Genomic DNA, 26,364 nt, shown 5'->3' on the forward strand with positions numbered 1-26,364 from the left:
GTTTATCAAAAAAATGTTATATAAGGAAGTGTCTCGTGTTTAAGCTATCAAGTTTTATAAAAGATATTGCCTTGATCAAGCGAACTATGATGTTGTCCACTATATTATTTGGGATAGGTATTCTGGTGGGTTGGATTAGTACAGACTTCATAGAGCAATTTATTAATCAACAAATCGAAGGTATTCGTCAAATTAGCCAAGGCTTAAATGAATCAGAGAATCCGCAATGGAGTTATTTTAAATTTATATTTTTAAACAATAGTATTAAAAGCGTATTGATTATTTTCTTTGGAATATTCTTGGGTATTCTACCGATGATCTTTTTGATGGTTAATGGTATGGTTCTCGGATATTTAGTACATTCTTTAGCAGTTCAAGGAGAGAGCATGTTTGAAGTTATCGTGAAGGGACTATTGCCACATGGGATTATAGAGGTTCCAGCGATTATCATTGCTTGCGGGTTCGGACTAAGATTAGGGACATTGGTCTGGATTAGTATTGGTCAGAGGAATGATGGGAAGCGGGCAAATTTAGGGCAACAGTGGACCTATTTTTTCAAAAGAGTAGGACCAAATGTGGTATGGATCGTTATTCTGCTTTTCATTGCTGCAATCATTGAAAGCACGGTTACATTGTGGCTGATGCAATAAAGAGTTTATTTTTATCCGGATTATAATAAATTTAACCAAATATGTGCATAACAGTAAAACGATTATATAGTTAATTATCTAGTTAGGGGCTATATATTCTCTTGAGAAACAAATAAGGAGGTAATTAAATATGTTAGGTATGTTATTTAATGATAGAGAGTGCAAGGAATTAGATTATGTGATTCGCAAAGAATTGGATGAAATGCTGATGGATTTGGACGATAAGAGACTGGATCAAGATATAAGACAATCCATTGCTAAAAGATATAAAGTAGTTTTTAGTATGTACGCAAGGTTTGCAGCACCTAGGGAACTTTCGAAATACGTAAGAAATAGTAGGTTCCCTCAAGCTAAGAACTAATATTTCATTAAAACTATTGACTTCAAGTTTCAATATGTGTTAAATTAATTCTCGCTTCCTTATTGGTGAGTAGCAGGATGCGAGAATATTTTATTTTAAAGTGATTGAAACTTTTTGAAAAAAGTTCTTGCAAAATACTTTGGTAGTATGATATATTATAGAAGTTGTCGCCGAGAGTAATCGACGATGAACGAAAGAAGATTTGATCTTTGAAAACTGAACAACGAGTGAGTGGTTTTCACGAAAGTGAGAACAAAACAAATGAGAAATCATTTGATAGAGAAAGAAATTTCTCGTCAGTTTGTTTCAAAATGAGTGAATCGCTCTTTTCATAGTTCGTTCCAAAATGCTGCAAAGCTAATTTGAAACGAACTCCTGATGAAATTAAGATCACTGCAAAGTCGATCTGAAATTCATCCTATATGGAGAGTTTGATCCTGGCTCAGGACGAACGCTGGCGGCGTGCCTAATACATGCAAGTCGAGCGGAGTCATTTGAAAGCTTGCTTTCAAATGACTTAGCGGCGGACGGGTGAGTAACACGTAGGTAACCTGCCTGTAAGACTGGGATAACTACCGGAAACGGTAGCTAATACCGGATAACTTGTTTCCTCTCCTGGGGAGACACTGAAAGGCGGAGTAATCTGCCACTTACAGATGGGCCTGCGGCGCATTAGCTAGTTGGTGAGGTAACGGCTCACCAAGGCGACGATGCGTAGCCGACCTGAGAGGGTGAACGGCCACACTGGGACTGAGACACGGCCCAGACTCCTACGGGAGGCAGCAGTAGGGAATCTTCCGCAATGGACGAAAGTCTGACGGAGCAACGCCGCGTGAGTGATGAAGGTTTTCGGATCGTAAAGCTCTGTTGCCAGGGAAGAACGCTTGGGAGAGTAACTGCTCTCAAGGTGACGGTACCTGAGAAGAAAGCCCCGGCTAACTACGTGCCAGCAGCCGCGGTAATACGTAGGGGGCAAGCGTTGTCCGGAATTATTGGGCGTAAAGCGCGCGCAGGCGGTCATTTAAGTTTGGTGTTTAATTCCAGGGCTCAACCCTGGGTCGCACTGAAAACTGGGTGACTTGAGTACAGAAGAGGAGAGTGGAATTCCACGTGTAGCGGTGAAATGCGTAGATATGTGGAGGAACACCAGTGGCGAAGGCGACTCTCTGGGCTGTAACTGACGCTGAGGCGCGAAAGCGTGGGGAGCAAACAGGATTAGATACCCTGGTAGTCCACGCCGTAAACGATGAGTGCTAGGTGTTAGGGGTTTCGATACCCTTGGTGCCGAAGTTAACACATTAAGCACTCCGCCTGGGGAGTACGGTCGCAAGACTGAAACTCAAAGGAATTGACGGGGACCCGCACAAGCAGTGGAGTATGTGGTTTAATTCGAAGCAACGCGAAGAACCTTACCAGGTCTTGACATCCCTCTGAATCCACTAGAGATAGTGGCGGCCTTCGGGACAGAGGAGACAGGTGGTGCATGGTTGTCGTCAGCTCGTGTCGTGAGATGTTGGGTTAAGTCCCGCAACGAGCGCAACCCTTATGCTTAGTTGCCAGCACATTATGGTGGGCACTCTAAGCAGACTGCCGGTGACAAACCGGAGGAAGGTGGGGATGACGTCAAATCATCATGCCCCTTATGACCTGGGCTACACACGTACTACAATGGCCAGTACAACGGGCTGCGAAACCGCGAGGTGGAGCCAATCCCAACAAAGCTGGTCTCAGTTCGGATTGTAGGCTGCAACCCGCCTACATGAAGTCGGAATTGCTAGTAATCGCGGATCAGCATGCCGCGGTGAATACGTTCCCGGGTCTTGTACACACCGCCCGTCACACCACGAGAGTTTACAACACCCGAAGTCGGTGGGGTAACCCGCAAGGGAGCCAGCCGCCGAAGGTGGGGTAGATGATTGGGGTGAAGTCGTAACAAGGTAGCCGTATCGGAAGGTGCGGCTGGATCACCTCCTTTCTATGGAGAATCGTTTCCTGCAACGGAAACATTCAATAAGAGTCAAGATAAGACTTGTGAGACATAGATCTCACGAATATTTCCTCACTCGTTGTCAGTTTTGAAAGAACAAGTTTCTTTCAGCATTGCGTTTGGTAGCGATAGCGGAAGGGTTCCACGCGTACCCATCCCGAACACGACCGTTAAGCCTTCCAGCGCCGATGGTACTTGGACCGCAGGGTCCTGGGAGAGTAGGACGCTGCCAAGCGCGACCCTTATGGGTTTAACCCATAAGAGTTTTTTATTGTTAAGGGCCCTTAGCTCAGTTGGTTAGAGCGCACCTCTGATAAGGGTGAGGTCGGTGGTTCGAGTCCACCAGGGCCCACCATGTATGTTTATAACTTTATAATTTGGGGCCATAGCTCAGCTGGGAGAGCGCCTGCCTTGCAAGCAGGAGGTCAGCGGTTCGATCCCGCTTGGCTCCACCAATATGATTTAACTTGATCCTTGAAAACTAGATAACGAACGAATTTGCAAGTTGAAACATTCTTGATGATTTTTAAATTGGATTTCATCAATTTCAAATTCATCACTTTTATATTTACGTTTTGTTACTTGTTAACAAAACAAAGTGTAAAAGTAGCAGCGAAGTATTCGATTTATCGAATACCAGCTAAGTTGATATGCGAGTGATTTGAGGCTGGAGATCCTTTGGGAGCTTATTTCTACTAATGAATGGTTTATCCAATCAGGAAATAAGCGTACAAGAGAGCGCCAGACGCAAAACAGGAGCATAATGGTTAAGCTACTAAGAGCACACGGAGGATGCCTAGGCGCTAGGAGTCGATGAAGGACGTGGCGAACAACGAAACTGCCTCGGGGAGCTGTAAGCAAGCTTTGATCCGGGGGTGTCCGAATGGGGAAACCCGGCTGTGGTAATACGCAGTCACTCCCACCTGAATACATAGGGTGGGTAGAGACAGACCAGGGGAACTGAAACATCTAAGTACCCTGAGGAAGAGAAAACAATAGTGATTCCGTCAGTAGCGGCGAGCGAACGCGGATTAGCCCAAACCAAGGAGCTTGCTCCTTGGGGTTGTGGGACGTCTCACATGGAGTTACAAAGGAATATATTAAGCGAAGAGGTCTGGAAAGGCCCGGCATAGAAGGTAAAAGCCCTGTAGCTGAAAGTGTGTTCCCTCCGAGACGTATCCCGAGTAGTGCGGGGCACGTGAAACCCCGTATGAATCCAGCAGGACCATCTGCTAAGGCTAAATACTCCCTAGCGACCGATAGTGAAACAGTACCGTGAGGGAAAGGTGAAAAGCACCCCGGAAGGGGAGTGAAATAGAACCTGAAACCGTGTGCTTACAAAAAGTCAGAGCCCGATCTATGGGTGATGGCGTGCCTTTTGTAGAATGAACCGGCGAGTTACGTTCCCGTGCAAGGTTAAGCTGAGAAGGCGGAGCCGCAGCGAAAGCGAGTCTGAATAGGGCGACATATAGTACGTGGACGTAGACCCGAAACCGAGTGATCTACCCCTGTCCAGGGTGAAGGTGCGGTAACACGCACTGGAGGCCCGAACCCACGCATGTTGAAAAATGCGGGGATGAGGTGGGGGTAGCGGAGAAATTCCAATCGAACTCGGAGATAGCTGGTTCTCCCCGAAATAGCTTTAGGGCTAGCCTCGGAATGAAGAGTCGTGGAGGTAGAGCACTGATTGGGTGCGGGGCCCGCAAGGGTTACCAAGCTCAGTCAAACTCCGAATGCCATGTACTTATATCCGGGAGTCAGACAGTGAGTGCTAAGATCCATTGTCGAAAGGGAAACAGCCCAGACCATCAGCTAAGGTCCCCAAGTGTGTGTTGAGTGGGAAAGGATGTGGAGTTGCACAGACAACCAGGATGTTGGCTTAGAAGCAGCCACCATTGAAAGAGTGCGTAATAGCTCACTGGTCGAGTGACTCTGCGCCGAAAATGTAACGGGGCTAAACACACCACCGAAGCTATGGCTTGGATCGACTTCACTGCTTCTTTGAGGGTGAAGACCACGAGGAACATTTTTGTCAGAAGCGAATTTTAATGCTGATGACCAAATGTTTTCTAGGGGATAAACACAGAACTTCGGAAACGAAGGACTGCACTTTGGAATAAAGTGTGAACTTCGAAGGCGGAGTGAAGTCGATCCTGGGGTAGGGGAGCGTTGTATAGGGGTTGAAGGTGTACCGTGAGGAGCGCTGGACACTATACAAGTGAGAATGCCGGTATAAGTAACGAAAAGATCAGTGAGAATCTGATCCGCCGAAAGCCCAAGGTTTCCTGAGGAAGGCTCGTCCTCTCAGGGTAAGTCGGGACCTAACGCGAGGCCGAAAGGCGTAGTGGATGGACAACAGGTTGAAATTCCTGTACCACCGTAATCCGTTATGAGTAATGGGGTGACGCAGCAGGGTAGTGACGCGGACTGATGGAATAGTCCGTCTAAGCAGTGAGGCTTGTGTGTAGGCAAATCCGCACACTAATAGGCTGGGCTGTGATGGGGAGCGAAAATTATAGTAGCGAAGGTCATGATCTCGCACTGCCAAGAAAAGCCTCTAACCAGGAGAAGGTGCCCGTACCGTAAACCGACACAGGTAGGCGAGAAGAGAATTCTAAGGCGCGCGGAAGAACTCTCGTTAAGGAACTCGGCAAAATGACCCCGTAACTTCGGGAGAAGGGGTGCCCCGGTAGTGTGAATAGCACGAGGGGGCCGCAGTGAAAAGGCCCAAGCGACTGTTTAGCAAAAACACAGGTCTGTGCGAAGCCGTAAGGCGAAGTATACGGGCTGACGCCTGCCCGGTGCTGGAAGGTTAAGGGGAGTGGTTAGGGGAAACCCGAAGCTATGAACCGAAGCCCCAGTAAACGGCGGCCGTAACTATAACGGTCCTAAGGTAGCGAAATTCCTTGTCAGGTAAATTCTGACCCGCACGAATGGCGTAACGATTTGGGCGCTGTCTCAACGAGAGATCCGGTGAAATTTTAATACCTGTGAAGATGCAGGTTACCCGCGACAAGACGGAAAGACCCCATGGAGCTTTACTGCAGCTTGATATTGAATTTGGGTACGATTTGTACAGGATAGGTGGGAGCCTGAGAAATAGGAGCGCAAGCTTCTATGGAGGCGCCGTTGGGATACCACCCTGATCGTATCTAGGTTCTAACCTAGGACCGTAAACCGGTTCGGGGACAGTGTCAGGTGGGCAGTTTGACTGGGGCGGTCGCCTCCTAAAGAGTAACGGAGGCGCCCCAAGGTTCCCTCAGAATGGTTGGAAATCATTCGAAGAGTGCAAAGGCAGAAGGGAGCTTGACTGCGAGACCTACAAGTCGAGCAGGGACGAAAGTCGGGCTTAGTGATCCGGTGGTACCGCATGGAAGGGCCATCGCTCAACGGATAAAAGCTACCCTGGGGATAACAGGCTTATCTCCCCCAAGAGTCCACATCGACGGGGAGGTTTGGCACCTCGATGTCGGCTCATCGCATCCTGGGGCTGAAGTAGGTCCCAAGGGTTGGGCTGTTCGCCCATTAAAGCGGTACGCGAGCTGGGTTCAGAACGTCGTGAGACAGTTCGGTCCCTATCTGTCGTGGGCGCAGGAAATTTGAGAGGAGCTGTCCTTAGTACGAGAGGACCGGGATGGACGCACCTCTGGTGTACCAGTTGTTCCGCCAGGAGCATAGCTGGGTAGCTACGTGCGGACGGGATAAGCGCTGAAAGCATCTAAGCGTGAAGCCCCCCTCAAGATGAGATTTCCCAATTAGTAAGACCCCTTGAAGACTACGAGGTAGATAGGTTGGAGGTGGAAGTGCAGTAATGCACGGAGCTGACCAATACTAATCGGTCGAGGGCTTATCCTAAAAGTTTTCCGTAGGAAAACTAACTTCGGAAGCGTTACGCTTTGCATCGAAGGAAGAACTACGGAGACAAGTGTTTCAATGCAGATTCGTTCGTATCTAGTTTTCAGGTGATCAAACATCTGATAGCTGCAGGTCCTTTCTAAGGACTGATATTTTCTCGCAGCGAAGAACTGATTTTAAGTTGCATGCCCTTTATAAGGGTGGATATTTTGCTGAAGTGAATTCACTGAAGTAAATGGCAACGCATAAATCCTGTTTGGTGGCGATAGCGGAGGGGTTCCACACGTACCCATCCCGAACACGACCGTTAAGCCCTCCAGCGCCGATGGTACTTGGACCGCAGGGTCCTGGGAGAGTAGGACGTCGCCAAGCAGTAACCTTGTAAGACATCATTTACGTACTATTCTAATGAATGTTGAACAAACACTTATATTCCCTGATAGCTCAGTTGGTAGAGCACTCGACTGTTAATCGAGTTGTCACAGGTTCGAGTCCTGTTCGGGGAGCCACTGCTCTCATAGCTCAGTAGGTAGAGTGCATCCATGGTAAGGATGAGGTCACCGGTTCGAATCCGGTTGAGAGCTCCATAAGTACGTTAGATATGGCCCGTTGGTCAAGTGGTTAAGACACCTCCCTTTCACGGAGGTAACAGGGGTTCGAGTCCCCTACGGGTCACCATTATTGTGGTTAATGATTATTTGGAGGCTTAGCTCAGCTGGGAGAGCATCTGCCTTACAAGCAGAGGGTCGGGGGTTCGATCCCCTCAGCCTCCACCATGATATATTTAGGGATATCGTAAATATTGGGGATTAGCCAAGCGGTAAGGCAACGGACTTTGACTCCGTCATGCATAGGTTCAAATCCTATATCCCCAGCCATTTATGAGCCATTAGCTCAGTTGGTAGAGCACCTGACTTTTAATCAGGGTGTCGAAGGTTCGAATCCTTCATGGCTCACCATTTTCTTTACAAGTGTGCGCGTGTGGCGGAATTGGCAGACGCACTAGACTTAGGATCTAGCGTTTCACGACGTGGGGGTTCAAGTCCCTCCACGCGCACCATATGTTTGCGGACGTGGCTCAGCGGTAGAGCATCGCCTTGCCAAGGCGAGGGTCGCGGGTTCGATTCCCGTCGTCCGCTCCATTCTTGTCAAATTTGCGCCCTTAGCTCAGCTGGATAGAGCGTTTGACTACGAATCAAAAGGCCAGGAGTTCGAATCTCTTAGGGCGCACCATTATTTTTTTATTTCGGGACGTAGCTCAGCTTGGTAGAGCACCTGGTTTGGGTCCAGGGGGTCGCATGTTCAAATCGTGTCGTCCCGATACTTTAACTTTATATATGCGGGTGTAGTTCAATGGTAGAACTTCAGCCTTCCAAGCTGATAGCGTGGGTTCGATTCCCATCACCCGCTCCATATTGTATTTCATAACTCTTGAGTTTCAAGAGTTTTTTTGTATCTTTAATCGAGGAATTGTAACAAGAAATATCGAATTATAGCTTATAAACTAAACTATTATTGTGTATAATTATGTCCTTGATATATTAGAGAATATTACATAAAACTTAGGTTAACTCTCATGATAATGAGGGTATATGTTATGTTCCTAATAATATCTTTTGTATTTTAATTCACATTTAATTAATATTAATACATTTATTTATGATTTTTATTTGAGAAAAATAAAGATTTCTATCTAATTTTATTGTATGATATTATGAAGGTGAAAAAAATAGATAGTATATGAAGCGGGAAAAGATAGGAGGAGTAACATGTCTGAACTTATGGGTAACACCAGTAAAGGTAACTCCAATAACCTGTTACGGCGTGACGTACGGTTTCTTGGAAATATTCTTGGAGAAGTTTTAGTCCATCAGGGCGGAAATGAACTCCTAGAAATAGTGGAAAAAATTCGTGAAACAAGTAAATCATTGAGAACTGAATATGTATCTGAAGTGTACGATGAATTTAAAGAGACGATAAGTACATTGAAGCCAGACACACGGCATCAAGTCATTCGTGCGTTTGCAATCTACTTTCAGCTTGTTAATATTGCTGAACAGAATCATCGAATCCGAAGAAAACGTGATTATGAACGTTCCGCTGGGGAAACGATTCAACCAGGTTCCATTGAGAGTGCTATTCAAGAATTGAAAAACCGCAATTTCTCAGATGAAGATGTTAAAGACATTATCGAAGGCCTATCTCTTGAACTTATTATGACGGCTCATCCAACAGAAGCTATGCGTAGAGCAATTTTAGATATACACAAACGGATTTCTGAAGATGTCATGTCTCTAGATAATCCAACATTAACTTTTCGTGAACGGGAGCAATTACGTGAGAAGTTATTAAATGAAGTCATTACTTTATGGCAAACAGATGAATTGAGAGACCGTAAACCAACTGTCTTGGACGAAGTTAGACATGGAATGTATTATTTTCATGAAACGTTATTTCACGTACTTCCGGATGTCTATTCAGAGTTAGAGCGATGTTTGACAAAATATTATCCAGGTGAGAATTGGCATGTGCCTGACTACCTTCAATTCGGTTCATGGATTGGTGGAGATCGAGATGGTAATCCTTCGGTTACTTCCGACATTACTTGGAAAACACTTAGTATGCAACGTAAATTAGCTATTCGTGAATACGAACGTATCATAAAGAAATTAATGGAGCATTTAAGTTTCAGTACTACGATTGTTACAGTGTCAAGTGAACTTGAGGAATCGATTCGTGAAGATCAATCTGTAGTTAATTTAAGTAAAAATCTAATCTGGCATAATGATTGTGAACCGTATCGTATTAAGTTAGTACACATGTTGACTAAGTTGAATAATGTACTCGATGATAGTAAGAAGGGTACGCCAGAGCGTTATGCTTCACCGGAGCAATTCATTGAAGACCTTAACATTATCGATCGAAGTCTACGCCACCATTACGCTGACTATATCGCCGATACGTTCATTAAAAAGATTATTCGACAAGTTGAATTATTCGGCTTCCATACAGCTGCATTAGATATACGACAACATAGTAAGGAACATGAAAAGGCAATGACTGAAGTTCTGGCTAATATGAATATTGTACAAAATTATGCTGAGTTGCCTGAAGATGATAAAATTACACTACTTAATGGTCTATTAAACGATCCAAGACCTATTACCTCGCCATATCATGTCTACAGTGACAGTACCAAAGAATGCCTTGATGTATACCGCGTGGTTTACAAAGCGCAACAAGAATTTGGTAAGGGTTGTATTACAAAATATTTAATAAGTATGGCTGAAGGTGCTAGTGATATTCTAGAAGTTATGGTTTTCGCTAAAGAAGTAGGTCTATTCCTCCGTAATGAAGATGAGACGGTAACATGTACGCTTCAGGCAGTACCATTGTTTGAAACGATAGATGATTTATTTGCAGCACCTGATATTATGAGACAAGTATTTAGTTTACCGATCTATCGTGATGGTGTTACTACGATGAATGATTTACAGGAAATTATGCTTGGATACTCAGATAGTAATAAAGATGGTGGAGCGGTAACTGCGAACTGGGAACTACGTGTAGCATTGAAACAAATCACAGCAGCAGCTGATGAATTCAATGTGAAACTTAAGTTTTTTCATGGGCGTGGAGGTGCACTAGGACGTGGAGGAATGCCACTTAACCGAAGTATCTTGGCTCAACCTGCATCCACTGTCGGCGGTGGAATAAAGATTACTGAGCAGGGTGAAGTTATATCATCACGTTATTCACTACAAGGTATTGCATATCGTAGCTTAGAGCAGGCGACATCAGCTTTGGTAACGGCAGCCATTAATGGTCGTTGTCCTCATGATGAAGCTTATACGAAGGAAGAAGAAGCATGGGATATGATTGCAAAAGGAATCTCTGAGGTTTCTCTTACGAAATATCAGGATTTAATATTCCGTGATCCGGATTTCCTAACCTTCTTTAAAGAATCAACACCACTAGCCGAGGTTGGAGAACTGAATATCGGCTCACGTCCTTCTAAACGCAAGAACAGTGACCGATTTGAGGATCTTCGGGCAATTCCATGGGTATTCGCTTGGACTCAAAGCCGTTACTTACTACCTGCTTGGTACGCTGCGGGAACAGGCTTGCAAAGCTACTATCAGGATAATGAAGAGAATCTACATGTTCTTCAGGAGATGTATCGTAGATTCCCATTCTTTACATCACTTATTGACACATTACAAATGGCTATGGCTAAGGCAGATCTATTGATCTCCAAAGAATATGCTAACATGACTAAGGATGAATCATATCGTGATCGTATCTTTAACCTGATAGAGGAAGAATATAAATTAACGACGGATCTGATTCTCAAAATAACAGGGCAAAGGGAATTACTGGATAATGTTCCAGTAATTCAGGAATCGATTCGACTTCGTAATCCGTATGTTGATCCACTTAGCTATCTTCAAGTTCAACTCATTAGTGAACTACGTGAATTCCGCGAGCAAGGTAAGGATGATACGGAATTACTACGCGAAGTTTTACTTACGATCAATGGAATAGCTGCAGGTCTGCGTAATACGGGCTGATATAAGAGATTATAAAGGTATTAAAATAGGTTACAAAAGTCGAGTGTTCTTTGCGGAACCTCGACTTTTGTTTGTTTTATATGATAATGTAAATGAAGTGGTATTGCATTTTGGACAGACATGAATTACGATTCAAGTGATGTTCTAATAACCTATTAATACCCAACAGCAAGTCTGGGGGAATCGTGTTGGATCAAATAGAAAAAAGATTAACGAAGCTTGCTCTAAAAGGTGATCAGCAGGCATTCGCTGAAATTGTTGGGTTGTATAAAGATAAAATATACCATTTAGGGTATAGAATGCTGAATAATCGTCATGAAGCAGAAGATATTGTTCAGGAGACTTTTTTACGTGTGTTTAAAAGCATGGATCGCTATGATCCAAACCAGAAATTTTCTACGTGGATCTATAGGATTGCCACAAATTTATGTATTGATCGATTGAGAAAAAGAAAACCGGTATACTCGTTAGATGCAGATATGAATGATCAAGAAGGTTTAGATGGGTATTCATTAATCCCAAGTGATGATCGTACACCTGAGAGTGAATTAATGATCTCCGAGACTAAGCAACTTATTTATGATGCCATTGAAAGTTTGCCAGTTAAGTACAAATCAGTGATGATTCTGAGATACCTACAGGATATGTCTCTACAAGAGATAAGCGATGTACTTGGTATGCCAGTGACAACGATAAAAACACGAGTTCATCGGGGAAGAGAATTTTTACGTAAAAAGTTAGAAACTAAATTTTAATTTTGCATTTTTTTTTGAAACAATTAAAGAACTCCTACGTATGTAACTTATCCAGATTAGAATTTTAGCTATTAATAATTGGACATTATATGATTGATTGAAAGGACTGGCTCATATGGATTGCAAATTAGCCGTCTCTTTAATGCATGATTACCTAGATGATGACTTAGCCAAGGAGCAAAATATGATGCTGAAGGCACATTTGCAGTCCTGCGCTGATTGTCACATGCGTTTTAAAGAACTTGAACAGACTGAGATGGCGTTGTATTCACTTCCTCGACATATCCCTACTGCATCCAAGGAACTAACAGAGCGCATTCTGAATACTCTTCCTAAACACAAGGAACCGCAGATATGGGTTAAATGGATGAAGAGACATCCAGCAGCAACAGCTGCCGCATTGTTCTTGGTAGTTATGCTCCTTAGTGTTATAAATGTTTTTAATCAAGACAGTCAATTAGTGGTGCAAGGGAATAACTTGGATCAAATTGTGATTGAGGGCAATACAGTGATTGTACCTGAAGGTAATGTTGTCTCTGGTGATTTAACGATTGAGAACGGTAAGGCAGAAATATTCGGAGATGTTGAAGGCAACTTAACTGTTATCGACGGCTCGTTGTATACTGCTTCTACTGCTCAAATATCAGGACAGGTTAAGAGTGTTGATCAGGCACTAGATTGGATTTGGTTCAAACTATCGAATGTGTTCTCTGAAATAGCGTACCGTTAATGTTCTGAAGGTGCCTCTTTATATAAAGATGGCATTTTTTTTTGAAAAAATATTAATTTAGTGAATATTGGAAATTATAGTCGCTTTTTGTGAACCTTTGCTTGCATCATGAGGTAGATCGTTATAACCTATATATTAGGGACATTATAAAGAGAGAACTACCTTATTGAAGGAATTAAACGGGGGCCAAAGGATGAGTTATTTTACAGACATGTCTTGGAAAGATTCCTTGAAGGATATTATTGATATCGCAATAGTCTCTTATATTATATACCATGCCATTTTACTGGTTAGAGGTACAAGAGCGATTCAGCTATTAAAAGGGATTCTGGTGTTAGTTATTATTTGGGCTCTTAGCACTTGGTTTAATTTATATACACTCAAGTGGCTAATGAATCAAATGTTTACGTTTGGTGTCTTGGCGATCTTTATTATCTTTCAACCAGAATTACGTCGTGCTCTAGAGCAATTAGGGCGAGGCAAATTCCTTGGACGATCATCTGCTGAGGATGAAAAATTCACGAAGTTAATTAGTGAGGTTATTAAGGCTGTTAATTATTTAGCACGTAGAAAAATAGGGGCGTTAATTGTTTTTGAACGTGAGACAGGTCTAAATGAATATACTGAATCTGGAATACCTATGCATTCAATGATAAGTTCTGAACTTATTATTAATGTGTTCATTCCTAATACACCATTACATGATGGGGCCATGATTATACAATCTAATCAAATAGCTGCCGCAGCGTGTTATTTACCACTGTCGGAGAATCCTTTTATCAGTAAAGAGCTGGGAACTCGTCATCGTGCAGCTATAGGGATCAGCGAGGTAGGGGATGCGGTGTCTGTCATTGTATCAGAAGAAACGGGGCAGATATCATTAGCCATTGATGGCCAAGTGGTAAGGGATATTAAAGAAGAATCATTGATATCGAAGTTATATGAAGAATTACGTCCTAAATCCAATAGTAAAGAAAAGCGTCCTGCATTCTGGAAACGGAAGGGGGATGGTAATCGTGGAGAGATGGATTAAGAATAATACAGTAGTCAAAATTCTTGCCATTGCTGTAAGTATATTGTTATGGGGCATGGTACATATAGAGGATGATACAACTACGCCCACCTCATCTATGGATTCAACTATAATTGAGAATGTAAAAGTACAGCATTATGGCTTGGATGAATCATTATATGTTTTGAATGCTATAGACACAGAGCGTGTTAGGATTGAAGTCGAGGGTAAGCGTTCGGCCATTACGTCTATCTTTAATGATGATTACAAAGTAATGTTGGATCTTACTGAAATGAAAGAGGGGACATTTACAGTACCTCTCTCTTACGAACTTCCTTCAGGTGTACAACTTGTATCAATGAGTCCATCTAAAGTAACTGTAACCATTGAAAAGCAAACACAAGCTTCATTTCCAGTGACTATAGTAACTACGGGATCAGTAGCTGACAATTATGTCATGGGTGAACCGATTATTGAACCTAATCAGGTGAAAGTGACTTTACCTGATAGTGAATTGGATGGTGTTATTAAAGTACAAGGAAAGATAAAACTTGAAGGATCCACGGAAACTATCAGTGATAAGAAGGTCACCTTAATAGCTCTGGATAGTAATGGACAGCAAGTAAAAGATGCTCTTATTGAACCTTCTGAGGTTTCAGTTCAAATCCCAATCATTCCCCCATCAAAAATTGTTCCATTGAATATTCAATATAGTGGTAGCCTGCCAGATGGATTGGTACTATCGAGTACACAGCCTAGTGTAAATAAAGTCACAGTGTATGGTCCTATGGATACTCTGTCAAAGATCGAATCATATGATGCTGCAACTGTCGACCTTAGTCAAATAGACGCAGTAGGTAGCTTTACGTTAGATGTGGAATTAGTCTTACCAACGGGTGTCGTAAAGATTGAGCCTAATCCCATTCAGGTGGTATTCGAGGTAGTAGCTGTTGGAGAGGTTACATTAGACAATATTCCTGTTGAGATTGAAGGTGTGAGTGAAGATACGGTGGTAACTGTCGTGAAGCCAGAGGGAAAGATGGTTAGTCTGACTTTATCAGGTGCATACACATTACTGAATAATCTAGAAATTTCAGATATTCATGTATCAATAAATGCTGAGAATTTAAAGCCAGGCGTACAAGAGGTGCCTCTGATAGTCTCCCTCCCACAGTTCATTACACTTGGAAGTGAACAAGTGATGACTGCGACAATTGAAGTGACGGATAAGAACGCTACACCGACAATAAATGATACAGTATTACCAAATGATGATGACATTGAACCGGTTGAAGAGGGAGAAATGGGTGAAATGGTGGATCCTACGGATCCAGTAAAAGATAGCATAGATGAAGTGGAATCCTCTGAAACACAAACCGGCACGGATATAGATAAGGCAGATCCTAATACTGAAACTATTCCGTGAACAGGACATTACATGGTGAAATATAAATAGATGAGACAACTTAATTCAGAAGAGTTGATACAAAAGGAGAAAATCATGGGGAAATATTTTGGTACAGATGGTGTACGTGGAGTTGCTAATAAAGAATTAACAGCTGAAATGGCTTATAGCATTGGTCGATGTGGTGGTTATGTGCTTACAGGGAATGTCGAGAAGCCAACAGTTGTTATTGGTATGGATACTCGAATCTCTGGGCTTATGTTGGAGTCAGCATTAATAGCAGGTCTATTGTCGATTGGAGCTCATGTGATTCGTTTAGGGGTTGTGACTACACCCGCAGTAGCATATATAACAAGATTATTAAAAGCGGATGCAGGTGTTATGATCTCTGCTTCGCATAATCCCGTTGAAGATAATGGTATTAAGTTTTTTGGAGGAGATGGGTTTAAGCTATCCGATGAAACAGAACTAGAAATCGAAGCATTAATGGATGCAGAAGTGGATTCTTTACCACGTCCAGTGGGCGCAGATTTAGGGAATGTTATCGTAGATAATGAAGCGAAATATAAGTATTTAGAATTCTTGAAAACAACGGTTGATCATTCATTCGCGGGACTTAAAATCGTCTTAGATAATGCAAATGGTGCCGCATATGAGCTTGCTCCGCAATTGTTCCGTGATCTTGGTGCTGAAGTTATTACTATAGGATCAGAGCCGAACGGACTGAATATTAATGATCATTGTGGTTCAACACATCCAGAGAAACTTAGAGAAGCCGTATTGATTCACAAGGCAGATCTTGGGTTAGCCTTCGATGGCGATGCAGATAGACTTATTGCTATAGATGATCTAGGTGAGGAAGTCGATGGAGATTTCATTCTGTGCATCTGTGGAGAATCTATGAATCGTAATGGGAAATTAAAAGATAATACGATTGTTTCAACGGTCATGAGTAATATTGGGTTCTATAAAGCATGTGAAAAATTACAATTGAAAACCTCTAAGACAGCTGTAGGAGACCGTTATGTCATGGAAGAGATGCGAAGAGGTGGGTATAACTTAGGAGGAGAACAGTCTGGACATGTTATTTTCTTAGATTATAATACAACAGGTGACGGCCTACTTACGGGGATTCAGCTTGTGAATACATTGAAGCAGTCAGGTAAGAAACTTAGTCAGACTAAGATCATGATGAAGAAATATCCACAGGTATTGGTAAATGTACGTGTAGAGGATAAGAGTAATTATGAAAGCAATAAAGCGATCCAAGAAATCATTGCCTCTGTAGAGAAAGAATTGGCAGACAATGGCCGCGTTCTAGTGCGTGCATCGGGTACGGAATCATTGATTCGTGTAATGGCTGAAGGACCTGATAAAGTAAGTCTCGATCGTTACGTAGCTGAAATTGTTGAAGTTGTGAAGCGGGAATTGGTATAAACTATCCACAATACGACAAATGTTAAGCCCGATGAGACGAGAAATTATGCGTAACATCGGCCTTAACAGTATTATAAAAAGCTAATTATCATTGCCAAATCGTCATAAGATGCATATAATAAACAAATGTTATTCAAAAATAGAAAGTGAGGGTTGGGTGGTTAACTTTTTATTAAGCGCCAGAACTTGACTAGCGCGGGATGTGTGAAGATTAAACACAACGGCAGATCAAGTTGACGAGGTGGAGGTGTTCGAAATGTTCGGCGGGGGCCTCCCGGTGATACACCAGAGCCGTGAATCAATAACGGAAAATGAGTGGGCGACTGTTCATACAATGTTATGATGGGTGTAATTTAGACTAAAATTCATGAGTGTACGAGATTTGGGATTACGGTAGTGAACTGGAATGTATATTTGTGAGTGAACCTTGTATAACTTAATACAGAGTTAGTTTGTTGTGCATTCTCGAACATACCTAACACAAAACTCGTACACTTTTCAACCAAAAAAGTAGAAGTGAACGGGAGGATTTAAATATGTGTGGTATCGTTGGATATATTGGAAATGGAAGTACTCAATCCGTCTTAGTTGAGGGACTAAAGAAATTAGAATATCGTGGGTATGATTCAGCAGGAATTGCTGTATTTACAAATAAAGGACTTGAAGTTGTTAAAGCACAGGGCCGTCTAGTTAATTTGGAAGCGAAGCTAGAGGATGAGCCATTAGTAGGTACAGCTGGAATTGGTCATACACGTTGGGCGACTCACGGAAAACCATCGGATGCCAATTCACATCCGCACACGGATGAAAGCCAGAAATTCTCCGTTGTTCATAACGGGATTGTTGAGAATTATCTGGATTTGAAAGATGAATTGATTGCTCAAGGTCATACCTTCACTTCAGAGACAGACACCGAGATTATTGCACATCTTATTGCACGTGCCTATGATGGTGATATTGTTAAAGCAGTACGAGAAGCAATTACTCATATGCGTGGTGCTTTTGCATTAGGCGTATTAACAGAGTATGAACCAACTAAATTAGTTGCCGTTCGACAAGCAAGCCCATTAATTATCGGTCTTGGAGATGGAGAGAATTTTATCGGTTCTGATATTCCAGCTATTCTCGAATATACGCGTAATGTGTATATTCTGAATGATGGTGAAATGGCCGTATTGACCCAAGATTCCGTCGAATTAATGACTATTGAAGGGAATTTTATTTCTCGGGAAATGATTCATGTCGATTGGGATGCTGTAACAGCAGAAAAGGGCGGCTTCGAGTATTTCATGTTGAAGGAAATTCATGAACAACCCAAAGCTTACCGTGATACTATGCTTGGCCGGATTGATGAACAAGGGGAGAAAGTTATTCTTCCTGAGTTGAAATTAACACCGGACCAGATTATGAATATACGTAACATACAGATTATTGGCTGTGGAACTGCTTATCATGCAGGTCTTGTCGGACGTAATGTGATTGAGACATTGGTACGTATTCCTGTGGAGACAGATGTAGCTTCAGAATACCGTTATCGCTCTCCAATCGTTTCACCTGATACTTTAGTTATTGTTGTTAGCCAATCAGGAGAAACAGCAGATACACTTGCGGCATTACGTGAAGCAAAAGCGAATGGTGCTCATGTATTAGCTATTACTAACGTTGTAGGTAGCTCTATAGCGCGTGACGCAGATGATGTGATTGCGACATTGGCTGGACCTGAAATTGCCGTCGCTTCGACAAAAGCTTATACATCCCAATTGATTGCATTCTACTTATTGGGACTATATTTAGCTGAAGTTCGTGGCACACAGACGCCAGAAGCGGTTAAGGAAATGATTCAAGCAATGCAAGCATTGCCTGAACAATTAGATATGATGTTGGAGCAATCCGAGTCTATTAAAGCCTATGCAGAACAAATTTCACATCATGAACATTTATTCTTCATTGGCCGCGGGTTGGATTTTGCAGTAGCGCAAGAAGGATCCTTGAAACTCAAGGAAATCTCATACATTCACTCTGAGGCATACCCAGCGGGTGAATTGAAACATGGAACGCTAGCGTTGATTGAAGACGGAACACCTGTTATTGCTTTGGTAACTCAAGAATCTGTTCTGGAAAAAACGGTTAGCAATATTAAGGAAGTAAGTGCTCGTGGAGCGGATATCATGGTAATTACGTATGAAGAGCACGCAGCGACCCTTCTGAAGTCCGTAGATCAAGTCTTTGTCATTCCTAAGACATTGCCACTCCTAAGCCCAGCATTAGCTGTAGTATCACTACAACTGCTGTCTTACTACGCATCCCTTGCACTAGGTAATGATGTAGATAAACCACGTAACTTGGCGAAGAGCGTGACTGTAGAGTAGTAGAGTTGGAATCGACAACATGTTGTGTTCAGAGACATTAATGTTGGTACCTAAACATTATAGTTAGTGTCTTTACACAAGAGTTAGTACCTTTACAATAAAGTTAGTATCTGGTGTTCGGTGTTAAAATAGACGCAAACCGTTTGCGATGGTTTAATTCAAGGTACTAAGAAGATAATTAACAGCAATTTAATACACTTAGAAAAGTCCCGATGATAATGTCGGGGCTTTTCTTTTTTTTGAATGGTGACGAAAAGATAGTTGGTGGAAATATTTTTAATATGCAATATATGATAAGGATGAGATTTGAAAATAAAGTGTTAGACTCATCATTAAGCTCACGGGCAGGATAGTTAATAGATAAATTTTCTCTTTTCCTAAATCTTAAGATAAATGCTAATCTAATATGGCTTCGTGATTAAACGGGAGTGATTCGAGTAGGATTTTATGGGGCATATTATTGGTCAACTGATAGGGTATTAAGTGATATAGTAAATATAGAAAGAATGGTACGAGTTATTGAATATCTCATTGAGGAGGGGAATCTATGGATGATGAAAAACCCACTGATCATATTAAAAATAATGAGGTTCAATTTTATTATGACAGAATATTGCAAAAGGTTTCTTCAAATATAAGACACAAATACAATTCTAGTGACTACATCTATTTAGGACAAGAGGGCAAGTATATAGCATTAGTTATGTTTGATGACTACAAAATTTAATTTTATAGTGCTATATCTTTGACTTATAGATGTACTCAAAATCCGTTAAATCAGTTTGAATATCTTGATATAGCATCTATACATAAAATTCTTATACAAGTTTAATGTTATTATATAATCACTACGCAAATTCGGATAAATTCAGTAAAGAATCAATGCTTGTTCAATTATTTGAATTTAATTTACCGCAGTTTTAGTCAATAACTATGTAAAGCTTATGAAATTGCTTTGTTAACTGAATTTTATACACTTGCTCTTAAAAATCCGACTGACACTATTTTATAGTACAATGTCTCAACTAACGGGCAGCTTAGTTTAAGATCATACTCGGTGAACTGTATCACAAGTTGTGGTAAATCAGAAAGTTGAGTTGAGAGTAAAAGCAGCAATGTTAAAAATTGCAGATTGTTGTTTAAGTTACGGGAGTCGACACACATTGAATGCTACGTGAGGATTGAAAGGCTGAAAGATTGATGAATAAAGGGATGCAGGCGATTCGCAAAGCAAATAAGCGATCCTAATAAAAGATGAGGTATATGTGATGCCAAAAAACGATAATATGCTGGCAATCCTATGGATGCTGAATTCGGGCGTTAAAATGACCGCAAAAAAAATATCCGAAAAGTTAGAAATAAATATAAGGACAGTCTATCGGTATATTGATGCGCTAGGTGCCAGTGGAGTGCCTATAATATCCGACACTGGTCATAATGGCGGGTATAGCTTGCTGAATAATTTTATCAGAGCACCTCTGCTATTTGATATTGAAGAAAAAAAAGCACTTCTTCAAGCTGCTGTTTTTGCAAAAGAAGCCGGATATCCTTTGAGTGAGGCATTAGATAATGCGACATCCAAATTGAAAATGTATTCGAATCAGGAACAGGAAAGTGTTCTCAGCCGTCATTTAGCCGGATTTGAAGTTATAAACCGTATGGGAGACCCATCTATTCAGCCAGTATTGGCGGAATTGGAGCAAGCTGTAGCAAACGAATTCTCTGTAGAAATTGATTATCGCACACGTCGTGATGATCAACCCAAGACTAGGGTGATAGATCCCTATGGAATGGTTTACTGGAACAATAAATGGTATATTGTTGCCTTTTGCCACCTGAGAAATGAGATCCGCAGCTTTCGGGTAGAACGGATTTTACAAATCAAGCGTACTCAAAACATATTTAAGCGTTCCGAAGCTTTTTTGGCTCGGGAATTTTTTTTGCGAAATCTATTACCTGATTTAGTCGGCAAGGACGGGTTAATTGCTTTAATTATCGAAGGTAGGTCAGAGGCGTTGGATGACTTATGCCTGCATTGGTTTTTGGGGCATCATCTGAAAGAGCGTACATCAAATCAAGCAATCTTTTTACTTGAGGAAAAATCAATTCATACCTATGTTCCTAATTTTCTCTTATCCTACGGGAAATCTATTCAAGTAATCGAACCACAGAGTTTGAAGGAAAAACTTGTTGGTGTCGTGTCGGAGTTAATGGAATATTATCAACTTTAATAGCTTCACTGACAGCGGATGTCAGTGAAGTCGTTTTATAATGATGATAATCATTGATTACCGATGGATGGTTGGTATCACTTGATGAATTGTAAAATAAGGAGAACTTGCAAATGAATAATACGGTATATCTTTATGTGTTTGACACAATGGCAGACTGGGAAATAGGCTACTTAACTGCCGAACTGAACTCGGGAAGATATTATAAAAAGGGGCTGGCCCCATCAAAAATAGTTACCGTGGGAATTGATAAGACTCCAGTAACTACAATGGGCGGATTGAAAATACTGCCTGACATCAAATTGGATGAGTGCAGCATTGAAAGATCAGATCTATTGATTTTACCCGGTGGAGATACATGGACAGAAACCATTCACCACCCTCTCTTAAAAATCGCTGAGAGGTGTTTAAGGGAAGGTATATGGGTTGCAGCGATTTGTGGTGCTACAATGGGACTTGCCCAGACAGGATTGCTGAATTCACGTGGGCATACAAGCAATGATCTGGAATACCTTAAAATGATCTGTCCCACTTATACAGGAGAAAAGTATTACAAAATGGAGTCTGCTGTAACTGATGGAAAACTGATCACTGCATCTGGAATAGCTCCGTTGGAGTTTTCTGTACACGTCTTGAAAGCTCTGGGTGTGTTTTCTTCAAAAACATTAGATGCCTGGTATAGTCTTAATAAGACTCATGAATCCAAATATTTCTATGAGTTGATGAATTCAATCCAATGAAGGTAAGGATATTACTGAATATCCTGATGGAAATGGCAATAAAATAAGTGTCATGCGGAATTAGATTTTGGGAGGTGTAAAATGATCTATTTAGAAACCTCGAGATTGCAATTACGTGACTGGGAAGAAACCGATTTAGAGCCATTTAGTCGACTAAATGCGGATGAAAAGGTTATGAGGTATTTTCCTAAAACCTTATCAATCGAAGAAACAAATGTGTTCTATAAATCAATTATATCCGAGTTTAAAGAATGTGGGTTTGGGTTGTATGCAATTGAAGCAAAGGAAAATAAAGAGTTTATAGGGTTTATAGGATTTCATAGGGCAACATTTGAGGCTGATTTTACACCGTGTATAGAAATTGCATGGCGACTGAAAAAAGAAGCTTGGGGAAAAGGATATGCAACTGAGGGGGCGACAGCCTGTTTACATTATGGATTTAAAGAATTGGGTTTTAATGATATTTATAGTTTTACAGCCGATGTTAATCAGCCTTCGAAAAACGTAATGATAAAAATTGGTATGAAATTTATTAAAACTTTCAATCACCCGAAAGTTAAGAAAGATAGCCTATTAAGAAAACACGTTCTATTTCATATAAATCAAAAATAAATTTGCTAAAGGGAAACCTTGGTTTAAGAAAGGTATTGTGTCGTAGTTCGAACATGTTGTTCAATAAATATAAACCTTTTCTTTCTTAATCGGGCCTTTAATGAAGTAATGAAAAAGCCTAATTTCTCTATTAATTGGTTTATTCTGATGAGTTTTTATGTCCATAGTAGAGGGTGTTATGTCTTCTTCAACTATGGGTGATTTAGTGAAACAAGACAATCTAAAAAAAGTCGGATCCTTAGCGTATGGGAATTCGACTTTTTTAGGCTAAAATTTGCTTAGCGTACAAAAATTCCACACTTGCAACATACGTAATTGCACTAGATTAATATACAATTGATGATTTTACAACACAAAGGAAACATAATAGACTCCTTAGAAAGAAGGGTATATGACTACTTATAAATCGGAAAAGAAATTGGAGTATGGTCAAATTGTTGACCCAGCCATAAACCTCCTGCCGAATCATTTGGAAATGGCTATTAAACATGTATATGAAGCTATTGGAATGACAGTGACGAAAGAGGCTATTCGAGAACCAGAATGTGCTGAGTATGGTGCTTGCAGTCTTGAAATCGAAGGTAAAGATATCGTTTTTCGTGAAGCAAAGACAACACCAGTTAAAATAGGTCAATTCGTAACAATATGGAAACGTCCGATCGATGAAATTATTCCGTTTGATAGCACTGATAATGTGGATTTTATCGTGATAGGTGTGAGTGATTCACAAAATCAAGGCCAGTTTGTTTTTGATAAAAGAATACTCATCGAGAAGGGGATTATGTCTCATAATGGAAAAAAAGGAAAGACGGCTTTTCGTGTCTATCCGCCGTGGACTAAACCTGTAGTCAAACAGGCTGTTAAGACACAGCAATGGCAACTCCGTTATTTTTTTCCTTTTGGATCAAATGTAGCTATTGATCAAGAAAGCATACGTAAACTTTTTAATCCCTAATGGTTTAATTCTCCGCTGCTTGCAGCGTAACCAAGTAAATTGAATTTCTTAGCGTAGGAAAAATCGGCTTTCTCCATGTCGAAATTTGCTTAGCATACGTTATCAAGACCTAAATTGTATAAAGTCATAGAAAATAAAGGATGATACATATTAGTCATGTACAATATGTATCATCCTTTAGCTTCCGTTCAATAAGTTCAACAAAAAGAAGCGTTAATCCTTTTTGAATTAACGCTACCCTTTAACACCATATTATTATAGAGGTGGATTTTCCACCCCAAATTGAATCCAATCTTCTTTTGGCGGTCCATAAACTCCGAAAGGTTTTATTCCTGCTTGGCGCATAAGAACAGTAACTTGTCCACGGTGATGAACGATGTGCTTGATAAGTCCCATAATAATCGTAGCATTTGATTGTTCTCTTCGAAATGCAGTTTGTACTTCCTTTAAGGATTCGTCAGTCCATTGTTGTTCAATGACTTTGGTTGCATTTGAACTTACATTTTTAAAGGTTTCAGCAATTTCTTTAGCAGATGTTGGGACATCTTCTGCATTTTTTACTACATCTATCTTCAACCCGAATTCAGCCAAGTATTCTGGAATACTTGTTGTTAAATGCCATGCAATTCTTCCTAGTGTACGACCTTCTGAATAAACTTGTTGTTTCAATGAGTCATCTGTCAAACCATCTAAAACGTTTTGAGTTAATATAGCTTCCTTGTTCCATTCATTAATGAAATTTGAAATTGTTACATACATATATAATCCCTCCATAATTTATTTCCAAAGACCTTTAATGAAACGTTTTTCCTCCTTATTCTTTATCTATTTTTCATTATATATTATAATAGTGACAATCTTTGTCACTGTTATTTATTAGGAGGTATGCATGTCTAAAGCAAAAAGATTAAATGAAATGATCATGATGGTTAATCGAAAAAAAAGATTTACAGTTAGAGAATTAGCACAAGAGTTTGGGGTATCAAAAAGAACTATTTTAAGAGACTTGCAAGAATTGAGTGAGATGGGGGTACCATTATACTCTGAAGTAGGTCCACATGGAGGTTATCAAGTCTTAAATGAAAGAATTCTTCCTCCCATCGTATTTAGTGAGGATGAAACTGTTTCGATATTTTTTGCCATTCATGCATTAAGACATTATATTTCTCTTCCATTTGATATTGAGTATGAATCAATAAAAAAGAAATTTTATTTAAATCTTTCCGGTGATATTAGAGACACAATTGATCGAATGCAAGATAGAATTGATTTTGTATCTATACATCAACAAGAAAAAATCCCATTTTTAAAACAGCTATTAGATGCGGCAATTCAACAAGACCGTCTAATAATTAGTTATGAAACAAATGGAAAGACTAGCATAAGAAGTATTCAACCGATTGGTATTTATGCAAATGAAGGAAAGTGGTATTGTCCATCTTATTGTTTTTTTAGAAAAGAATATCGAGTTTTCAGATGTGATCGTATAAAATCGGTAGAACGTGATGAAAAAAATGATCCCATTGACTTATCGAATATTAATTTAAAGAATCGTTTTTCAATTATTAATCAGAGTAAGGAAACGATGGAAATATATGTGGAGTTAACTGAAAGTGGAGTAGAAAAATTTCAATCTGTTAATTGGCCAAATATTCATTTAAGAAAAAGGGAAGATGGATCAGGATTTATAAAAGGTATGATTGCAAAACATGATATTAACTTTTTATCAAATTACTTTATCGCATATGGAGAAAATGCGATTATTAAGGAGCCTTTTGAATTAATTGAAAGTACAAAAGAAATATTAAACAAAGTATTAAATCTGTATAACTAATTCAGTTCCTAAATTACACTTAGAATAAAAAGTTTGATTTAAATTCAAAAATAAAAGAAAAAACTTGTGAGGTGCAAAAATTTAGCTTTGCTAATTCCTGCTTCTTCTGCAACACTATTAAAGTTAATTTTACCATTGGCTCAGATGAGCCTTTGAATCGCATCATCAACTGTTTTACGAGTCTTTACTTTTCTTGCTTCATATACTTGTTTCAAATGCTCTATACGGTCATATTTAGTGACTGCTATATGGATTCCGTAACCATCCGATAAACTCTGCTAGGTCGTGTAAGATAATCTCCATGTAATCGAACCATCGATTCAATATGGCGAATAGAGTCCGCAAAGCTTACCTGTTCTTCTCATGGATCAGAACCGGGCCGAGTGGGATCAATTGCTAATTCGCCGTAGATTAACGGCTCTCGAGCGAAGCCAGAAGCTTGGACGACCACTCGGACCTTACTCGATGCAGGCTGCGATTTCGGCTTGTCATGCACAGGCACATACCGCGACAGAGACTGATTGGATCCGTATTGCAGCCCTTTATGAAGCACTATCGAGAGTTGCACTTTCGCCAATCATCGAATAAAACAGGGCAGTTGCCGTATCTATGGCGTTTGGTCCGGCCATTGGGCTTCAGATTATCGACGAGCTCTATGCCGAATCTTCCTTAAAGGGATATCATCTACTACCGAGTGTTCGTGGGGATCTCCTAGTGAAGCTTGGGAGAGTTGACGAAGCCCGTAAAGAATTTGAATACACTGCATCTATGACAAGGAATGAGCGTGAACGTGAACGTGAACTTCTACTGAACCGGGTAGCTGAATGTGATTCTCGCACATCGAAATAATTTTTTTTACC

16 protein-coding genes, 13 tRNA genes, 4 rRNA genes and 1 pseudogene are annotated in these 26,364 nt (G+C 40.7%); 33 read left to right on the plus strand and 1 reads right to left on the minus strand.

Translation table 11 applies throughout. The annotated features are described in order from the left end of the window. The first annotated feature begins 35 nt into the window (after positions 1 to 35). From LPB68_RS15005 to LPB68_RS15155, 31 genes are all read left to right on the plus strand, one after another. Positions 36 to 650, plus strand: coding sequence for a stage II sporulation protein M (locus LPB68_RS15005; RefSeq protein ID WP_068657421.1), 615 nt, complete (start codon positions 36 to 38; stop codon positions 648 to 650). Positions 651 to 780: 130 nt separating this feature from the next. Further along, the gene (locus tag LPB68_RS15010; RefSeq protein ID WP_068657423.1) at positions 781 to 1,011 is read left to right on the plus strand and encodes a hypothetical protein; all 231 of its coding nucleotides are present in this window, start codon (positions 781 to 783) and stop codon (positions 1,009 to 1,011) included. 419 nt (positions 1,012 to 1,430) lie between these two features. Beyond that, a 16S ribosomal RNA gene (locus LPB68_RS15015) occupies positions 1,431 to 2,986 on the plus strand. Positions 2,987 to 3,116: 130 nt separating this feature from the next. Then, a 5S ribosomal RNA gene (gene rrf / locus LPB68_RS15020) occupies positions 3,117 to 3,233 on the plus strand. A 43-nt stretch (positions 3,234 to 3,276) separates the two neighbouring features. Further along, positions 3,277 to 3,353, plus strand: a tRNA-Ile gene (locus LPB68_RS15025). A gap of 24 nt (positions 3,354 to 3,377) precedes the next feature. Beyond that, positions 3,378 to 3,453, plus strand: a tRNA-Ala gene (locus LPB68_RS15030). Positions 3,454 to 3,763: 310 nt separating this feature from the next. Next, positions 3,764 to 6,853: ribosomal RNA gene (locus LPB68_RS15035) — 23S ribosomal RNA — on the plus strand. A gap of 255 nt (positions 6,854 to 7,108) precedes the next feature. Then, positions 7,109 to 7,225: ribosomal RNA gene (gene rrf / locus LPB68_RS15040) — 5S ribosomal RNA — on the plus strand. Together the 16S, 23S and 5S rRNA genes with 13 tRNA genes alongside form the textbook arrangement of a ribosomal RNA operon. A 61-nt stretch (positions 7,226 to 7,286) precedes the next feature. Continuing rightward, positions 7,287 to 7,362, plus strand: a tRNA-Asn gene (locus tag LPB68_RS15045). 2 nt (positions 7,363 to 7,364) lie between these two features. Continuing rightward, positions 7,365 to 7,440, plus strand: a tRNA-Thr gene (locus tag LPB68_RS15050). A gap of 16 nt (positions 7,441 to 7,456) precedes the next feature. Next, positions 7,457 to 7,531, plus strand: a tRNA-Glu gene (locus LPB68_RS15055). A gap of 22 nt (positions 7,532 to 7,553) precedes the next feature. After that, positions 7,554 to 7,629: transfer RNA gene (locus LPB68_RS15060), tRNA-Val, on the plus strand. Between the two features lie 27 nt (positions 7,630 to 7,656). Further along, positions 7,657 to 7,731 (plus strand) — tRNA-Gln (locus LPB68_RS15065). Between the two features lie 5 nt (positions 7,732 to 7,736). Next, positions 7,737 to 7,812, plus strand: a tRNA-Lys gene (locus tag LPB68_RS15070). Positions 7,813 to 7,828: 16 nt separating this feature from the next. Continuing rightward, positions 7,829 to 7,913, plus strand: a tRNA-Leu gene (locus tag LPB68_RS15075). Positions 7,914 to 7,920: 7 nt separating this feature from the next. Then, positions 7,921 to 7,995, plus strand: a tRNA-Gly gene (locus LPB68_RS15080). Between the two features lie 14 nt (positions 7,996 to 8,009). Continuing rightward, positions 8,010 to 8,086 (plus strand) — tRNA-Arg (locus LPB68_RS15085). Positions 8,087 to 8,100: 14 nt separating this feature from the next. Then, positions 8,101 to 8,174, plus strand: a tRNA-Pro gene (locus LPB68_RS15090). An 18-nt stretch (positions 8,175 to 8,192) separates the two neighbouring features. Beyond that, positions 8,193 to 8,266, plus strand: a tRNA-Gly gene (locus LPB68_RS15095). Positions 8,267 to 8,622: 356 nt separating this feature from the next. Then, positions 8,623 to 11,424 carry a phosphoenolpyruvate carboxylase gene (ppc, locus tag LPB68_RS15100; protein ID WP_068656934.1) on the plus strand — a complete coding sequence of 934 codons (2,802 nt, stop codon included), beginning with the start codon at positions 8,623 to 8,625 and terminating at the stop codon, positions 11,422 to 11,424. A 188-nt stretch (positions 11,425 to 11,612) separates the two neighbouring features. Continuing rightward, entirely contained in the window at positions 11,613 to 12,179 is a 567-nt protein-coding gene (sigW, locus tag LPB68_RS15105) for an RNA polymerase sigma factor SigW (RefSeq protein WP_068656932.1), read from the plus strand. 115 nt (positions 12,180 to 12,294) lie between these two features. After that, positions 12,295 to 12,909: a zf-HC2 domain-containing protein gene (locus tag LPB68_RS15110; protein ID WP_068656930.1), complete on the plus strand. Its 615-nt coding sequence runs from the start codon at positions 12,295 to 12,297 to the stop codon at positions 12,907 to 12,909. A gap of 193 nt (positions 12,910 to 13,102) precedes the next feature. Beyond that, on the plus strand, positions 13,103 to 13,942 hold the full coding sequence (gene cdaA / locus LPB68_RS15115; protein WP_068656928.1) for a diadenylate cyclase CdaA: 840 nt from the start codon (positions 13,103 to 13,105) through the stop codon (positions 13,940 to 13,942). Further along, positions 13,926 to 15,347: a CdaR family protein gene (locus LPB68_RS15120; RefSeq protein ID WP_162274315.1), complete on the plus strand. Its 1,422-nt coding sequence runs from the start codon at positions 13,926 to 13,928 to the stop codon at positions 15,345 to 15,347. Before cdaA ends, LPB68_RS15120 begins: the two co-directional genes overlap by 17 nt. A gap of 75 nt (positions 15,348 to 15,422) precedes the next feature. Beyond that, positions 15,423 to 16,763 carry a phosphoglucosamine mutase gene (gene glmM, locus LPB68_RS15125; protein WP_068656927.1) on the plus strand — a complete coding sequence of 447 codons (1,341 nt, stop codon included), beginning with the start codon at positions 15,423 to 15,425 and terminating at the stop codon, positions 16,761 to 16,763. A 536-nt stretch (positions 16,764 to 17,299) separates the two neighbouring features. Next, entirely contained in the window at positions 17,300 to 19,132 is a 1,833-nt protein-coding gene (gene glmS / locus LPB68_RS15130) for a glutamine--fructose-6-phosphate transaminase (isomerizing) (RefSeq protein WP_068656925.1), read from the plus strand. Positions 19,133 to 19,679: 547 nt separating this feature from the next. Further along, positions 19,680 to 19,859 (plus strand): hypothetical protein, encoded by a 180-nt coding sequence (locus LPB68_RS15135; RefSeq protein WP_068656924.1) that lies wholly within the window; start codon positions 19,680 to 19,682, stop codon positions 19,857 to 19,859. Positions 19,860 to 20,400: 541 nt separating this feature from the next. Further along, complete coding sequence (locus tag LPB68_RS15140; protein WP_068656922.1) at positions 20,401 to 21,363, plus strand: helix-turn-helix transcriptional regulator; 963 nt, start codon at positions 20,401 to 20,403, stop codon at positions 21,361 to 21,363. Between the two features lie 113 nt (positions 21,364 to 21,476). Next, positions 21,477 to 22,103, plus strand: a complete 627-nt coding sequence (locus LPB68_RS15145; RefSeq protein WP_068656920.1) for a type 1 glutamine amidotransferase family protein — start codon at positions 21,477 to 21,479, stop codon at positions 22,101 to 22,103. Positions 22,104 to 22,184: 81 nt separating this feature from the next. After that, the gene (locus LPB68_RS15150; protein ID WP_068656918.1) at positions 22,185 to 22,715 is read left to right on the plus strand and encodes a GNAT family N-acetyltransferase; all 531 of its coding nucleotides are present in this window, start codon (positions 22,185 to 22,187) and stop codon (positions 22,713 to 22,715) included. 391 nt (positions 22,716 to 23,106) lie between these two features. After that, positions 23,107 to 23,670 carry a MepB family protein gene (locus tag LPB68_RS15155; protein WP_068656917.1) on the plus strand — a complete coding sequence of 188 codons (564 nt, stop codon included), beginning with the start codon at positions 23,107 to 23,109 and terminating at the stop codon, positions 23,668 to 23,670. A 255-nt stretch (positions 23,671 to 23,925) separates the two neighbouring features. On the opposite strand, the gene LPB68_RS15160 is transcribed toward LPB68_RS15155, so the two are convergent. Continuing rightward, complete coding sequence (locus LPB68_RS15160) at positions 23,926 to 24,429, minus strand: DinB family protein (RefSeq protein ID WP_068656915.1); 504 nt, start codon at positions 24,427 to 24,429, stop codon at positions 23,926 to 23,928. A gap of 130 nt (positions 24,430 to 24,559) precedes the next feature. Between LPB68_RS15160 and LPB68_RS15165 the strand changes: the two genes are divergently transcribed. Then, a complete protein-coding gene (locus tag LPB68_RS15165) occupies positions 24,560 to 25,504 on the plus strand; it encodes a helix-turn-helix transcriptional regulator (RefSeq protein WP_068656913.1) in 945 nt (314 codons plus the stop codon). A 342-nt stretch (positions 25,505 to 25,846) separates the two neighbouring features. Continuing rightward, positions 25,847 to 26,353 (plus strand): annotated as a pseudogene (locus LPB68_RS15170) (RNA polymerase subunit sigma-24); the annotation flags it as partial. Positions 26,354 to 26,364 lie beyond the last annotated feature (11 nt).

Origin of the sequence: Paenibacillus crassostreae, from assembly GCF_001857945.1 — a bacterium.
In the GTDB taxonomy this organism is placed as follows: domain Bacteria; phylum Bacillota; class Bacilli; order Paenibacillales; family Paenibacillaceae; genus Paenibacillus_AQ; species Paenibacillus_AQ crassostreae.